The organism is Actinoplanes sp. NPDC020271, assembly GCF_044388125.1.
Lineage (GTDB): Bacteria > Actinomycetota > Actinomycetes > Mycobacteriales > Micromonosporaceae > Actinoplanes.
Genome location: NZ_JBIRWQ010000002.1, coordinates 1 through 13,619, shown reverse-complemented (window position 1 = coordinate 13,619; position 13,619 = coordinate 1). Strand labels below are relative to the sequence as shown.

At 70.3% G+C, this 13,619-nt stretch carries 14 protein-coding genes; 5 read left to right on the top strand and 9 right to left on the bottom strand.

What is annotated here, in order from left to right:
- Positions 1-45 precede the first annotated feature (45 nt).
- The 3 genes from ACH442_RS03860 to ACH442_RS03850 form a co-directional block, all read right to left on the bottom strand.
- On the bottom strand, positions 46-696 hold the full coding sequence (locus ACH442_RS03860) for a hypothetical protein (protein ID WP_396121051.1): 651 nt from the start codon (positions 694-696) through the stop codon (positions 46-48).
- Positions 697-862: 166 nt separating this feature from the next.
- Positions 863-1,129 carry a PadR family transcriptional regulator gene (locus tag ACH442_RS03855; RefSeq protein ID WP_396121050.1) on the bottom strand — a complete coding sequence of 89 codons (267 nt, stop codon included), beginning with the start codon at positions 1,127-1,129 and terminating at the stop codon, positions 863-865.
- Positions 1,130-1,188: 59 nt separating this feature from the next.
- On the bottom strand, positions 1,189-2,163 hold the full coding sequence (locus ACH442_RS03850; protein ID WP_396121049.1) for an acetylxylan esterase: 975 nt from the start codon (positions 2,161-2,163) through the stop codon (positions 1,189-1,191).
- A gap of 50 nt (positions 2,164-2,213) precedes the next feature.
- Here ACH442_RS03850 and ACH442_RS03845 point away from each other — a divergent pair, with 50 nt between their 5' ends.
- The gene (locus tag ACH442_RS03845) at positions 2,214-4,409 is read left to right on the top strand and encodes an ATP-dependent RecD-like DNA helicase (RefSeq protein WP_396121048.1); all 2,196 of its coding nucleotides are present in this window, start codon (positions 2,214-2,216) and stop codon (positions 4,407-4,409) included.
- Positions 4,410-4,418: 9 nt separating this feature from the next.
- Here the strand turns inward: ACH442_RS03845 and ACH442_RS03840 are convergent, their stop codons facing one another.
- Positions 4,419-4,622 carry a hypothetical protein gene (locus ACH442_RS03840; protein WP_396121047.1) on the bottom strand — a complete coding sequence of 68 codons (204 nt, stop codon included), beginning with the start codon at positions 4,620-4,622 and terminating at the stop codon, positions 4,419-4,421.
- Positions 4,623-4,983: 361 nt separating this feature from the next.
- On the opposite strand from ACH442_RS03840, the gene ACH442_RS03835 reads away from it, so the two are divergent.
- Positions 4,984-5,625: a DUF4360 domain-containing protein gene (locus tag ACH442_RS03835; protein WP_396121046.1), complete on the top strand. Its 642-nt coding sequence runs from the start codon at positions 4,984-4,986 to the stop codon at positions 5,623-5,625.
- A gap of 170 nt (positions 5,626-5,795) precedes the next feature.
- Here ACH442_RS03835 and ACH442_RS03830 read toward each other — a convergent pair whose 3' ends face one another.
- Genes ACH442_RS03830 through dhaK form a run of 5 tightly spaced genes read right to left on the bottom strand, consistent with a single transcriptional unit; the run spans position 5,796 to position 10,998 of the window.
- Complete coding sequence (locus ACH442_RS03830) at positions 5,796-7,046, bottom strand: YibE/F family protein (protein ID WP_396121045.1); 1,251 nt, start codon at positions 7,044-7,046, stop codon at positions 5,796-5,798.
- Positions 7,047-7,068: 22 nt separating this feature from the next.
- Positions 7,069-7,731: an acetoacetate decarboxylase family protein gene (locus ACH442_RS03825; RefSeq protein WP_396121044.1), complete on the bottom strand. Its 663-nt coding sequence runs from the start codon at positions 7,729-7,731 to the stop codon at positions 7,069-7,071.
- Positions 7,732-7,754: 23 nt separating this feature from the next.
- Positions 7,755-9,323 (bottom strand): methyl-accepting chemotaxis protein, encoded by a 1,569-nt coding sequence (locus tag ACH442_RS03820; RefSeq protein ID WP_396121043.1) that lies wholly within the window; start codon positions 9,321-9,323, stop codon positions 7,755-7,757.
- A gap of 59 nt (positions 9,324-9,382) precedes the next feature.
- The gene (gene dhaL / locus ACH442_RS03815; protein WP_396121042.1) at positions 9,383-10,003 is read right to left on the bottom strand and encodes a dihydroxyacetone kinase subunit DhaL; all 621 of its coding nucleotides are present in this window, start codon (positions 10,001-10,003) and stop codon (positions 9,383-9,385) included.
- Positions 10,004-10,005: 2 nt separating this feature from the next.
- Positions 10,006-10,998 carry a dihydroxyacetone kinase subunit DhaK gene (gene dhaK, locus ACH442_RS03810; RefSeq protein ID WP_396121041.1) on the bottom strand — a complete coding sequence of 331 codons (993 nt, stop codon included), beginning with the start codon at positions 10,996-10,998 and terminating at the stop codon, positions 10,006-10,008.
- Between the two features lie 67 nt (positions 10,999-11,065).
- Between dhaK and dhaM the strand changes: the two genes are divergently transcribed.
- From dhaM to ACH442_RS03795, 3 genes are all read left to right on the top strand, one after another.
- The gene (dhaM, locus tag ACH442_RS03805; protein ID WP_396121040.1) at positions 11,066-11,446 is read left to right on the top strand and encodes a dihydroxyacetone kinase phosphoryl donor subunit DhaM; all 381 of its coding nucleotides are present in this window, start codon (positions 11,066-11,068) and stop codon (positions 11,444-11,446) included.
- Positions 11,430-11,690, top strand: coding sequence for an HPr family phosphocarrier protein (locus tag ACH442_RS03800; RefSeq protein ID WP_396121039.1), 261 nt, complete (start codon positions 11,430-11,432; stop codon positions 11,688-11,690). The genes dhaM and ACH442_RS03800 overlap by 17 nt, the downstream gene beginning before the upstream one ends.
- Positions 11,691-12,038: 348 nt before the next feature.
- The gene (locus tag ACH442_RS03795; protein ID WP_396121038.1) at positions 12,039-13,424 is read left to right on the top strand and encodes a DUF4041 domain-containing protein; all 1,386 of its coding nucleotides are present in this window, start codon (positions 12,039-12,041) and stop codon (positions 13,422-13,424) included.
- The last annotated feature ends 195 nt before the right edge of the window (positions 13,425-13,619 follow it).

The following is a 13,619-nucleotide window of genomic DNA, read 5'->3' as shown; positions in this document are numbered from 1 at the left end:
GCTCGAGTCCCGGCTGAGGCCGGGTCGGGCGGGCTGGGTCCGGGGTCAGAGCAGCGCGGTGACCGAGTCCGCCGCCGGGTCCGTCGGCGTGGTCACCTCGCAGAACCGCCACTTCTTGTCCGTCCCCCGGAACAGCGAGATCCGCACGGTCGTCGCGTTCAGCGCCGGCAGATACGACAGCACCTGCGTCTCCTTGCCCTCGGTCCGCATGGTCAGCGCCTCGGCCGGCCGGCTCGCCCGGATGGTCACCACCGCCTCGTCGCCGAGCGGCGCCGAGCTGACCGACGGCACCGGTGACGGCCACTGCACGGCGGTCACGGTCGGGGTGACAGTGGTGACGTAGGCGCCCTGGTCGACCAGGGACGTCGTCTGCCGGATCAGGTCGTTGCTGGCCGCGCAGCCGGGCGCCGCGACGTTGCCGACTTTGTCCGGGTCCGGGTTCGCGATCAGCCACTGTCCGTACTTGATCAGTGAGGCGACGACCGTGGGCAGCGTGCTGCCGGTGTTCGCCAGTCCGGGCGCGATGCTGTTGGCCGGCGGCGCGGTCCGGACGAACGTGCTGACCGGACCGGGTGTGGCGGCCGACGTGGGCGGCACCGTCGCGGTCGTCGACGCGAACGCGGCACATCCGGTGAGCGCGCACGCCGAGGCGAGGACGGCGGTGAGCCGCAGGGCACGACGGGGGGTCGGCTGCATGGGGGTTCCCTCCGGTACGACATTTCGCGAAGAGTCCGTCGGTCCCGGAGGGGTCCGCTTGAGGAATCGGCCGGCCCGAACCGGAGCGCAACCGACGAGGAACTGTGCATCGGTCAGCACTCGCCGGAGGCCGAGGTCCGGCTGCGGCCGGGCCTCGACGCCGCGCCTACCCCCGGCGGGCCGCTTCCGCTCCGTCCGGGGTCAGCCGGTAGTACTTGCGGGCGGGCCGCCCGGCCACCGCCGGGTCGAGGCGCTCCCAGCGCGCCTCGATCCACCCGGCCCGTTCGAGGCGCGCCAGGATCGGGTAGAGGGTGCCGCTCGGATACCCGCTGACGCGCATGAGGTCCAGCCCGTACCGGTCGGCGGCCGGGTCCTCCAGGAACACGGCCAGCACCCGGCTCACCGCGGGCGTCGCCCGCACCGGCTCCACCATGCGCCCACGGTAGGCACCCTTCACACCGAGGGTCAAAACCGGTTTCCCGTACGTCGATGTCAGCGCAGCCGGGCGGCGGCGAACTCCAGGGCCCGGACGTCGAAGTAGGAGCGACCGCCGTCGTGCCCGTCCCACTCGTAGACCTCGATCTCCTTGCTCGTGGTCACCTCGTTGTACGCGGCGAACACGCCCGACGGCGGGCAGACCGTGTCCATCAGCGCGGTGGAGAACAGGGCCGGGGCGGTGATGCGGCGGGCCAGGTGGACCACGTCGAAGTGGTCCAGCGTCGCGAACGTCTGCTCGGCCCGGGACGGGTTGGCCCGCAGGAACTGGACGATCTCCTGGAACGGGAAGCTGTCCGAGACGGTGACCGCACGGCGGATGTCGCAGAGGAACGGGACGCCCGCGACCACGGCGGCAACCCGGTCGGGGACCAGGCCGGCGGCCGCGATCGACAGTGCCCCGCCCTGGCTCTTGCCGGTGGTGACCAGCCGGGACGCGTCGACGCCGGGCAGTTCGGCGGCGGTTTCGACGGCCCGCGCGGCGTCGGTGAACAGCCGCCGGTAGTAGTGCGTCTCCGGGGACCGCACTCCGCGGGTCATCTGTCCCGGGGTGGACGGGCCGGCCCCGGCGGTGTCCTGGTCGGGCGTGTCGCCGCCGCGCCAGCCGCCGCCCTGGCCGCGGGTGTCCATCACCAGGTGCGCGTAGCCGGCGGCGCTCCAGAGCAGCCAGTCGACCGGCAGGCCGCGGCCACCGCCGTACCCGATGAACTCCACCGCGATCGGAAGCGGACCGGAAGCGCCGGCCGGGACGTTGAGCCACGCCTTGACCGGCTGGCCGGCGAAGCCTGTGAAGGTCACGTCGTAGGTGGTGACGCCGCGTAACGGGGTCCCGGTCTCGACCAGGTCGGCGGGCTTGGCGGCGGCGCGCGCCTCGGCGAGCGTGCGGGTCCAGAAGTCGCCGAGACCGTCCGGCTCGGGGGTGCTCGAACGGTACGTCCGCAGGTCCGCCAGTGGGAGATCAAAATGCGCCATGACCGACACGCTAAGGGGGAAAGTTTGCGGAATCCACCACGGCGTGGACGATGGTCGCCATGCCCGCCGCGCCACAGACCTCCCGCCCGGCGCCGCACGTCCTGGAAGCGGTGCTGGAACGGCTGACCTATCAGAACGAGGAGACCGGCTACACCGTTGCCCGGGTCGCGTACAAGAGCAGCACCGATCTGCTCACCGTGGTCGGCGCGCTGCTCGGCGCGCAGCCCGGCGAGAGTCTGCGGATGTCGGGCTGGTGGACCTCGCACCCGCAGTACGGGAAGCAGTTCGAGGTGGTCTCGTACACCACGGTGTTGCCCGCGACCGTGCAGGGCATCCGCCGCTACCTGGGGTCGGGGCTTGTCAAGGGCATCGGCCCGGTCTTCGCCGAGCGGATCGTGGACCACTTCGGCCTGGAGACGCTGGAGATCATCGAGGAGTCGCCGGGCCGGTTGATCGAGGTCACCGGCCTCGGCCCGAAACGCACCGCGAAGATCACCGCGGCGTGGGCCGAGCAGAAGGCGATCAAGGAGGTGATGCTGTTCCTGCAGGGGGTCGGCGTCTCCACGTCGATCGCGGTGCGGATCTACAAGAAGTACGGTGACGCGTCCATCTCGGTGGTGAAGAACAGCCCGTACAAGCTGGCGTCGGACGTGTGGGGCATCGGGTTCAAGACCGCCGACACGATCGCGCAGGCGGTCGGGATCCCGCACGACAGCCCCGAGCGGGTGAAGGCCGGCCTGCAGTACACGCTGTCGCAGGCGACCGACAACGGTCACTGCTTCCTGCCCGTGGACGAGTTGACCGAGGACGCCGCCAAGATCCTCGACGTGCCGGCCGGGCTCGTCCCGGCCTGTCTGGCCGAACTCGTCGAGGAAGAGGGCGTCGTCCGCGAAGGGGACAACGTCTACCTCGTGCCGTTCCACCGTGCCGAGATGTCGCTCGCCAACACGCTTGTCAGTCTGTTGCGCGACAAGTCGGACCGGATGCCGCACTTCCACGACGTGGACTGGTCGAAAGCGCTCGGCTGGCTGCACCAGCGCACCGGCTCCACCCTCGCCCCCGAGCAGGAGGCCGCGGTCAAACTGGCCCTGACGGAGAAGGTCGCGGTCCTCACCGGCGGCCCCGGCTGCGGCAAGAGCTTCACCGTCCGCTCGATCGTGGAACTCGCCGCCGCCAAGAAAGCCAAGATCCAGCTGGTCGCGCCGACCGGCCGGGCCGCGAAACGCCTCGCCGAGCTGACCGGCCACCCCGCCGCCACGGTCCACCGCCTGCTCAAGCTCCAGCCCGGCGGCGACGCCAGCTACGACCGGGACAACCCTCTGGACGCGGACCTGTTGGTCGTCGACGAGTCGTCCATGCTCGACCTGATCCTGGCGAACAAGCTGGTCAAGGCGATCCCGCCGGGCGCGCACCTGCTCCTGGTCGGCGACGTCGACCAGCTGCCGTCGGTCGGCGCCGGCGAGGTGCTGCGCGACCTGCTCGCCGCCGACGTGATCCCGCGGGTCCGGCTCACCCAGATCTTCCGGCAGGCCGCGGAGAGCGGCGTCGTCACCAACGCGCACCGGGTCAACCAGGGCCGCCCGCCGCTGCTCGACGGCATGAAGGACTTCTTCCTGTTCCCGTGCGACGACACCGAGGCGACCGCCGGGCTCACCGTCGACGTCGCGTGCACCCGGATCGCCCGCAAGTTCGGCCTCGACCCGCGCCGCGACGTGCAGATCCTCACCCCGATGCACCGCGGCCCGGCCGGCGCCGGCGCGCTCAACACGCTGCTGCAGCAGGAACTCACCCCGGCCCGCGAGGGGCTGCCGGAACGCCGGGCCGGTGGGCGGGTGTTCCGGGTCGGCGACAAGGTCACCCAGGTCCGCAACAACTACGACAAGGGTGCGGCGGGCGTCTTCAACGGAACGGTCGGCGTCGTCACCGCGCTCAACCCCGAAGAACAGAACTTGACGGTACGGACGGACGAGGACGAACTGATCGAGTACGACTTCGACGAGCTGGACGAGCTGGCGCACGCGTACGCGATCACCATCCACCGGTCGCAGGGCTCGGAGTACCCGGCGGTCGTCATCCCGCTCACCACCAGCGCATGGATGATGCTGCAGCGCAATCTGCTCTACACCGCGATCACCCGCGCCAAGAAGCTCGTCGTGCTGGTCGGCTCCCGCCGGGCACTCGCCGCGGCGGTCCGCACGGTCAGCGCCGGTCGGCGGCACACCGCCCTGACCGAACGCCTCGGCTGACCGAACGCCTCAGCCGACCGCCGGCTCGGTGATCGTCCCGGCGCTCGCCTCGGGCTCCGGAACCGCGGTCGCGGCCAGAGCGGTGCCGGCCACGCACAGACCGTGCAGCCGGCGTTCCAGCTCGGCGGCGCTGAAGCCGGAGATCCTGCCCTTCGGCGCCTCCCGGATCAGGGTGCCGGCCGCGAAGAACTCGTCGGGGTGCAGGAGGTTCACGACCGCGCTGACCGACGGCCAGGCCGCACGCCGGCCGCGAAGAACTCGTCGAGATGCAGGAGGTTCACGACCGCGCTGACCGACGGCCAGGCCGCACGCCGGCCGGACGCGGACCCGGCGCCGATCCGGATCTCCTCGACGGCAAGCCGCGGCAGGCTGCCGGGCCGGGGCCGAATAGCAGTGAAACGGCGAACGCGTGACGGAACGCCGAGGTTACGGGCCGAACAGACAGCATTTATCCGACACTCGGACATCCGAAATCGGTAAACACGCCGACCCGGAAAACAATGGAAGCCACGGGATCGCGAAATAGTCTTTCCCCATCCCAGTTCCACATCGAGAACCAACGGGGGTTTCTCACATGTTCCGCATTCTGACCGCCGGCGCCGCCGCGCTCGCCGCCGTCGCCGTCGCCGCTCCGACCCCGGCTCAGGCCCGGCCGGTGGACGTCCCGGACCAGCGGATGACGATCGGCGTGGTGAACGCGAACGGCTCGGGCTGCCCGGACAAGACCACGCGGATCGCGGTCTCGCCGGACAACACGGCGTTCACCATCACCTACTCGGACTACCTGGCCCAGGTCGGCCCGGACGCCTCGCCGCTCGATTTCCGGAAGAATTGCCAACTGGCCCTGGACGTGAAAGTGCCGACCGGTTTCACGTTCGCGATCGCCAGCGCGGATTACCGCGGATATGCGAGCCTGGCGCGCGGCGCACGGGCCACGGAATCGGCGAACTACTATTTCCAGGGGCACGCCACGAACACGCGCTTCGAGCACAATTTCACCGGGCCGTTCAGCGACGACTGGCAGCGCCGGGACGAGGTCGGGATCGCGTCGCTGAGCTACCTGCCGTGCGGTGAGCGCCGGTACCTCAACATCAACACCGACCTGCGGGTGAACCGGGGCACCTCGGACTCCCGCAAGGACACCAGCTTCATCTCGATGGACTCCACCGACGCCGCGATCAACACCGTCTACCACGTCGCCTGGCGGCACTGCTGACGGCGTCGCCTCCGGCCCGCGGACCGTGCTGACCGGCGTCGCCTCCGGCTCGCGGGCATTGCGCCCTTGGCGGCCGACGCCGGGAGGCCCGGAAACGACCACGCTTCGCCAGTCGTTTTCCGGGCCTCCCGGCGTCGGCGGGCGCAATGCGTGCCGCACCGGGGGGAGCGCTACTTGTCGAAGGCGGCCCAGGGGCTCTCGGCGGGTGGGCGGTGGCGGCCGGTCGTCTCCTCGGCGGGTGGCGCCGGCGTGGCGGGGGCCTGCAGGGAGCGGTGGGCGAAGAACGCGGCCAGCGCGGTGGTGATCGGCACCGCGGTGATCAGGCCGATCGTGCCGACGGCGCTGCGGACCAGCTCCTGCGCGATCAGCGGGCCGGTGAGCAACTCCCCCACCGGGGTGCCACCGGTCGCGAAGAGCAGCATCAGCGGCAGCGACGCCCCCGCGTAGGCGAGCACGATCGTGTTGATGACGGAGGCGATGTGCGCCCGGCCGATGCGCGTCGCGGCGCCGTACAGAGGGCGGAACCCGTACGCCGGATTGGCGATCGCCAGCTCGGTGACGGTCGCCGACTGGGTCACCGTGACGTCGTCGAGCACGCCGAGCGAGCCGATCACGATGCTGGCCAGCAGCAGGCCCTGCATGTTGACCTCGCCCTGGCTGATCGACAGGAAGTTCGAGGTGTCGTCGGCGACACCGGTCAGGTGCACCGCGGCGACGCTGATCTCGGCCAGGACGGTCGTGATGACCAGACTGGCCAGGGTCCCGGCCACCGCGATCGTGGTGGTGATGGTCAGGCCGTGCGTCAGGTAGAGCACGGTCAGCATGATCGCGGCCGAGCCGACCACCGCGACGAGGGTCGGTGACCGGCCGTCGAGGATCGCCGGCACGATGAAGAGCAGCAGCACGCCGAACGTGACCGCGAGCCCGGCCAGGGCGGTCACCCCCCGCCACCGGCCGAACGCGACCACGGCCAGCGCGAACGCGACGCCGAGCAGCCACAGTTCCCGCGAGCGCTGATGGTCGGAGATAGACCAGCTGAGCCCGCCCTCCTGGTTCTCCAGGCCCATCAGCACGACCCGGTCACCGTTCTCGATCTCCGGGGCGCCCGGGCCGTACGGCAGTTCGGTCGTCACCACCTCGCCGGACTCCAGCTTCACCGTGGCCGTGCCGCAGCCGGTGGGTTGCTCCTCACCGGCCGGGACGGGCGCGCACTCGCTGTGGGTGAGCGACTGGACCACGCCCTTGGCCTGCGCCGGCCCGTCCGCGGAGGCATCCGCCCGCAGGGTGTCGCGGGGCCACAGCAGCAGCATGCCGAGCGCGGTCAGCAGCACCGCCGGGATCAGCAGCATCAGCGTGAGGCGGCGGGCCTTCGGGAGCAGGTCGGTGCCGTGCGCGTGGCTGTGGCTGTGCGGTTCGGGCATTGCCGAACCCTAACCGGCGCGGCTACGGGTGACGGGTGCGGGCGGCGGCGCGGTCCTCGGCGGTACGGCCGAAGACCAGCCAGAAGTCGGTGATCGCCAGGGTCAGCACGGGACGGCGACCGGCCAGGTGACCCAGGGCGCCCTCCGGGTCGGGGCGCCAGGCCGCCGACGCCGTACGCACATTGCTCCTGCCCCTGACCGGGGTCCGCTTGACCTTTCCGTCGAGGGCCTGCGCCACCGTGAATCCCAGCGGGAAGCGGCCCGGAACCCGGCGTTTGAGCCGGACCAGCGCCGAGGCGATCGGGGCACCCTCAGGTGTCGCGGCGGTCGCGTCGACCAGATCCTCGTCGGCGTCGAGGGTGAACCCGGCCAGCTCCTTCGGGATGCCCCAGAGCCGGCGGCCACCCTCCCGGGAAGCGACGCTGTCCACCCAGATGTCGGTGATGCTGACCCGCGGCCGGCCGTGCTCGTGGGTCAGCACCGCACTGAGCAGTTCCCGGTAGTGCAGGACGCCCCCGGGCTGGTAGTCGACCCAGGCCGCGCCGATCGCGGCCCGGCCGCCGAACGACAACGGCCGCACCGCCGCGCCCAGGACCTCGGGCAGCGGCGGGACGGCGCGCATCGGGACGAGGAAGACCGACAGGTACATCTGTCCGCGCAGGTGCCAGGGTTCGGGCGGGTACATGCCCTAAGACTGGCATCGATGCGTCAGTAACGGAAGCGGGACACCACGCTCTGGAGCTGGGCGGAGGTCTCGTTGACCTCCTCGGCCGCGCGCCGGGTGTTGCCGACCGCGCCGGTGGTCCGCTGGGTGGCCTCGGAGACCCCGGTGATGGTCGCCGCGATGTTCCCGGCGCCGCCGGCCGCCTCGGTCAGCGTCCGGTTCATCTCCTGGGTGGTCGCGGTCTGCTCCTCGACCGCCGAGGCGATCGTCAGCTGCAGGCCGTTGATCCGCTCGATGATCTCGCTGATCTCCTCGATCGCGCTGACCGCGCCGCTGGTGTCGGCCTGGATCGACTGTACCCGGCGGGAGATGTCCTCGGTCGCCTTCGCGGTCTCCTGGGCCAGGTCCTTGACCTCGCCGGCCACCACCGCGAAGCCCTTGCCGAGCTCACCGGCGCGGGCCGCCTCGATCGTGGCGTTCAGGGCAAGCAGGTTGGTCTGCTCGGCGATGCTGGTGATCACCTTGACCACGGTGGCGATCTCCGCCGACGACTCGCCGAGCCGGGCGACGATCTGGTTGGTGGCCGCCGCGGCCTGCACCGCCTGCACCACCACCTGGGTCGCCTCGGACGTGGAGACGCTGATGTCGCGGATCGCCGAACCCATCTCCTGCGCACCGGCCGAGACGAACTGCAGGTTGTTGGAGACGGTGTCGGCGGCCGCGGAAACCGTTCCGGCCTGCATCGACGCCTCGTTCGCGGCGGCGTCGACGGCGGTGGAGACCGAGGAGAGCTCACCGGCCGCGTGCTGCAGCGTGGACGCGCTGCCGGCCAGCTGCACGACGTCCTCGCGGAGCCGGGCGATGCCCTTGTCCAGGGCGGCGGCCATCTGGCCGACCTCGTCCTGGCTGGTGACCCCGGACGTCCGGGTCAGGTCGCCCTCGGCCAGCCCCTCGGCCAGCTTCGAGACACCCCGGACGGAGCGGCGCACATTGCCGGCCACCCGGAACCCGATCAGCAGGCTGAGCAGGACACCCGCGGCGAGGACCAGGCTGATCAGCCAGGTCGCCCGGGTGGCCGCCGCACTGGCGTCGGAGATCTGCGCCTCGGCCAGCGACGCGGCCCGGGCCTGCAGGGCGTTCGCGTCGTCACCGAGCGCGCCGTGCAGCGAGTTGTAGTCGAGGAGTGCCTGGTTCAACTCGGCCTGCGTGGCCTTGCTCAGATCCTTGGCCATGAACGCGAGATACGCCGTCCAGTCGGCCTGCGCCTTGGTGACCGTGGCATCCCCCGGCAGCGTCTGGCCCAGGGCGCTCAGCGCGTCGTCGACCGCCTGCTTGTTGGCGTTCATCCCCTCGGTGATCTGCTTGGCGATCGCCGGGTAGAGCTTGACCGCCGACGCGTTGCCGGCGAACGCCTCGATGTTCTGGCTGAAGTCGGTGACCGACGAGCCGATCGCCAGCGACCGGTGCTGGGCGGCCGCCGCCTTCTCGTTGAGGTCGTGCACCCGGTAGATGGCCATGCCACCGACGATCACGCCACCGATCGTCGCGGTCAGGGCCGCCGCGCCGATCTTCGTCCGCAGGGAACGGTTGTCGAACGCTCCACTCAAGCCCATGGCCGTACCTCTCCTCAACAGTGTCTGACACCCGCTGAATCGGCACGGTTCGCTGCCGGTTAAGCAACCTCCGCGAGCGCTTCGAAGATCAGACTCGTGGAGACGGCCCCCGGGTCCTGATGACCGATGCTACGTTCCCCCAGGTAGGAGGCGCGGCCTTTTCGAGCCTGCAGAGGCACGGTCGCCTCCGCCCCGACCCGGGCCGCGCGGGCCGCCGCCCCCGCCGCCCCGGACAGATCGGCTCCCCCGGCGACCGCTTCCTCGAAGGCGTCCAGAGCCGGGGCGTACGCGTCGACGAGGGTCTTGTCTCCCGGAGCGGCACCACCGAGCTTGCGGACCGCCTCCAGCCCCGCCCGCAACGCGACCGCCAGGTCCGGCGGCTGCACCTCGGAGGTCGCCGGCAGCGCCTTGCCGGCCGCGCGCAGCGCACTGCCGTAGAGCGGGCCGGACGCCCCGCCCACCCGGGAGATCAACGTGGTGCCGGCCTTGACCAGCACCTCGGACACCGACTCGGGTGGCGCCTTCTCCAGCGTGGCGACCACGGCGGTGAACCCACGGTTCAGGTTCGCCCCGTGATCGCCGTCGCCGATCGCGGAATCGAGCCGGGTGAGCCGGTCGGCACCGGCCGCGATCGCCGCTGCGGCCGCCTCCATCCACTTGCGGGCGAGCGTGGCATCCATGCTCAGGCACCCCACCGCAGGCCGGGGGTACGCACCGGCGCGTCCCACAGGCGGATCATCTCGTCGGTCGCCTGGCACAGCGTCACCGACATGCCGGCCATGTCCAGACTGGTCACGTAGTTGCCGACGAGCTGCCGGGCGATCCGCACGCCACGCTCCCCCAGGTAGGCGGCGACCTCGCCGTAGATCAGGTACAGCTCGATCAGCGGTGTCCCACCCAGGCCGTTGACCAGGACGATCACCGGGCCGGAGAACGACTTCGCGGTCAGGATCGCGTCCAGCGCCGACGCCACGAGCTCCTTCGCGGGACGCAGCTTCTCCCGGCGACGGCCCGGCTCGCCGTGAATGCCGACACCGGCCTCGATCTCGTCCGCCGGCAGGTCGAACCCGGGGCGGCCGGCGGCCGGAGTCGTACCGGCCGTCAACGCGTACGCGAAGGAGCCGGAGGCTGCGTTGACCTCGCGCCCCAGAGCGGCGATCTCGCCGAGCTTGCCGCCCTCCTCGGCGCGCGCCCCCGTGATCTTCTCGACGAGCAGTGTCGCCCCGGTCCCCCGGCGGCCGGCCGTCCACGTCGAGTCCTCCACCGCCACGTCGTCGTCGACCAGCACCGACTCGACGCTGATCCCCTCGTCGTCGGCGAGCTCGGCGGCGAGCTGAAAATTCATCACGTCACCGGTGTAGTTCTTGACGATGTGCACCACCCCGGCGCCGGAGTCGACGGCTTTCGTCGCGGCCAGGATCTGATCCGGCACCGGTGAGGTGAAGACCTCGCCCGGGCAGGCCGCGTCGAGCATGCCCGGCCCGACGAACCCGCCGTGCAGCGGCTCGTGCCCCGACCCGCCCCCGGAGACCAGGCCCACCTTGCCCGGCCGGGGCGCGTCGGCCCGGACGATGTACTGCTCGTCGACCTCCACCCGCAGCTCCGGATGGGCGGCGGCGAGCCCCCGCAGGGACTGGGCCACCACGTCGGCAGGATCGTTGATGAACTTCTTCACGGCCGGTTCCTCTCCGCAGTTCTCGCCATCACCCACTGCATCCTCGCGCGGTCTAGAGTCGAGATCCATGGGGCTCGTGGGAATCGTGCTGGTTTCGCACTCCGAGCAGTTGGCGTCAGGCCTGCGCGACCTGGTGAGCCAGGTCGCGCCGGCCGTGCCGATCGTCGCCGCGGGCGGCACCGACGACGGTGGACTGGGCACCAGCTACGACCGGATCTCGGCCGCGCTCGCCTCCGCCGACAACGGCGCGGGCGTCGTCGTCCTGGCCGACCTGGGCAGCGCGGTGCTGACCGCGCGCGCCGTCCTCGACGATGCGCCCGGGCCGGTGCTGGTCGACGCGCCGTTCGTGGAAGGGGCGGTCGCGGCCGCGGTCACCGCCTCGACCGGGGCCGGACTCGACGATGTCGTGGCGGCGGCCGGGGAGGCGCGCGATGTCCCCAAGTTCTGAGGTCAGCGTGGTGCTTCCGGCGGCGTTGCACGCCCGGCCGGCGGGGGAAGTGGTGCGGGCCGCGGCCCGCTTCCAGGCAACCGTCGAGGTACGGCACGGGGAGCGCGCCGCGTCGGCTCGTAGCGCACTGAAGCTGATGTCGCTGGGTGCCGCGGCGGGTGCGACGGTGACCGTGCGGGCGTCCGGTGAGGACGCTCCCGCCGCCGCCGAAGCCGTCGCCGAAACCCTGCGCACCGCCACCTGACTCCCGCGTCGCCCGGGCAACGAGATCCGACAGTCGTGAACGTCGAGATCGGAGGCCGAACACGGATCAGATCTCTGGGCGCCCGGTCCACCTGAACAGGTGAACAGCCCTCTCCCTCGAGACGGATAGCGTCGGAGTATCGGTTGATCCAACGAAAGAAGAATCGTGGGCTTCATTTTCCGACCTCCGCCGAACTGGCCTAAGCCGCCTGCAGGCTGGACGCCTCCAGAAGGCTGGCAACCGGACCCGTCATGGGGACCGGCTCCACACGGTTGGCAATTCTGGGTGGACGACACCCCGGCGCCCGCGACACCGGTACAGCCTGCCCCGCCCACGAACCCTCCACCCGTGGTCATCCCGCCGAGTGCTGCGCTCGCTTCCCCGCAGTCCGCCCCATCTGCTGTTCCGCTTACCGGAGGTGGTGCGGAGATCGGTTTTTTCGGCGCGCGAGGGAAGGCACGGGAGCTGGCCGGCGAAGTCGAACGCCTGACCGCCGAAGTGAATACGCTGCGGGCCGACGTACAGCGGCTCGGTTTGTCCTCGGCGCTGGAACTTGAGCAATACCGCGAGCGGGTTCGGCGGGAGACTGCCGACCACCTGGCCCAGGCGCAAATTCGCCTGGCCGACCTGACACGCCAAGAGTCGGCGGCCGAGGCCGCGCTGGCGCAGACTCGGCAGAAGATCGTTGTCACGGAGGAGACGGCCCTGCTTCAGGAGGCCGGCATCTACCAGTACCAGCATCCCCTTTCGGACGCGGTCGCCTACCAGGCGGCGCTGGCTGAGATGCAGGCTCAGATCAAGCAAATGGTCAAGGTCGACGGCGGCGCGGTGCAGGCCGCTCGGGGCTGGACCGTCAACGGATCAGAGGCGCAAGGCCGCACGATGCTCCGTGACTACTCGAAGCTGATGCTGAGGGCATACAACGCCGAAGCCGACAACCTGGTCCGCGGATTGAAGCCCTACAAGCTGGACGCCGCGATTGACCGTCTCGGCAAGGTAGCGACGACGATCGCCCGGCTCGGCAAGACGATGGACATCCGCATAACCGATGCATATCACCGGCTGCGTGTTCAGGAATTGGCTCTCACCGCCGACTACGTGCAGAAGGTTGCGGAGGAGAAGGAGCGCGAACGGGAGGAGAAAGCCCGCCTGCGCGAGGAGCGGAAGGTCCAGCAGGAGATCGAACGAGAACGAGCCCGTCTCGACAAAGAACGTAGTCACTACCAGAACGCCTTGGCCGCTCTCCAGGCCAAAGGGGACGCCGAAGGCGCTGGCCAATTGCAGGAACGCCTGGCCGCGATCGATGCGGCGCTCAACGACGTCGACTATCGGGCGGCGAACATCCGGGCCGGCTACGTCTACGTCATCTCGAACATCGGCGCGTTCGGCGAGTCAATGATCAAGGTGGGTCTGACACGCCGACTTGATCCGATGGACCGGGTCAAGGAGCTGAGCGACGCTTCGGTTCCGTTCAACTTTGACGTCCACGCACTGTTCTTCTCCGATGACGCCGTAGGTATCGAGGCCCAGATGCATTCCCGCCTGGCCGACAAACGGGTCAATCTCATCAACCAGCGCCGGGAATTCTTCTACGCGACTCCGGCGGAGGCCAAGCAACTGCTCGCGGAACTGACCGGGAACCTGCTGCAGTACGAGGAAGTTCCGGAAGCCCTGGAATACCGGCAGTCATTGACGCAGGCAAAGCGGTCTGCACACGCACCGGTCGCCGCATGAACCCTGAGTCCCCTGGTCGAAGATGATCCGAGGGCCACCTGGCCCCTCGGACCAATCGCTTCCCAGGCGGGCCCAAGGCTTCTCGTGAGCCGCTTCCCTAAGAGGACGTCTGATTAACGTATTTTGTGGTGTTATGCGATTTGAGGGTCTCGCCAGGTTGGGGTGTTTTCGTCCGTCAGCCGGCGGGCGAGATTG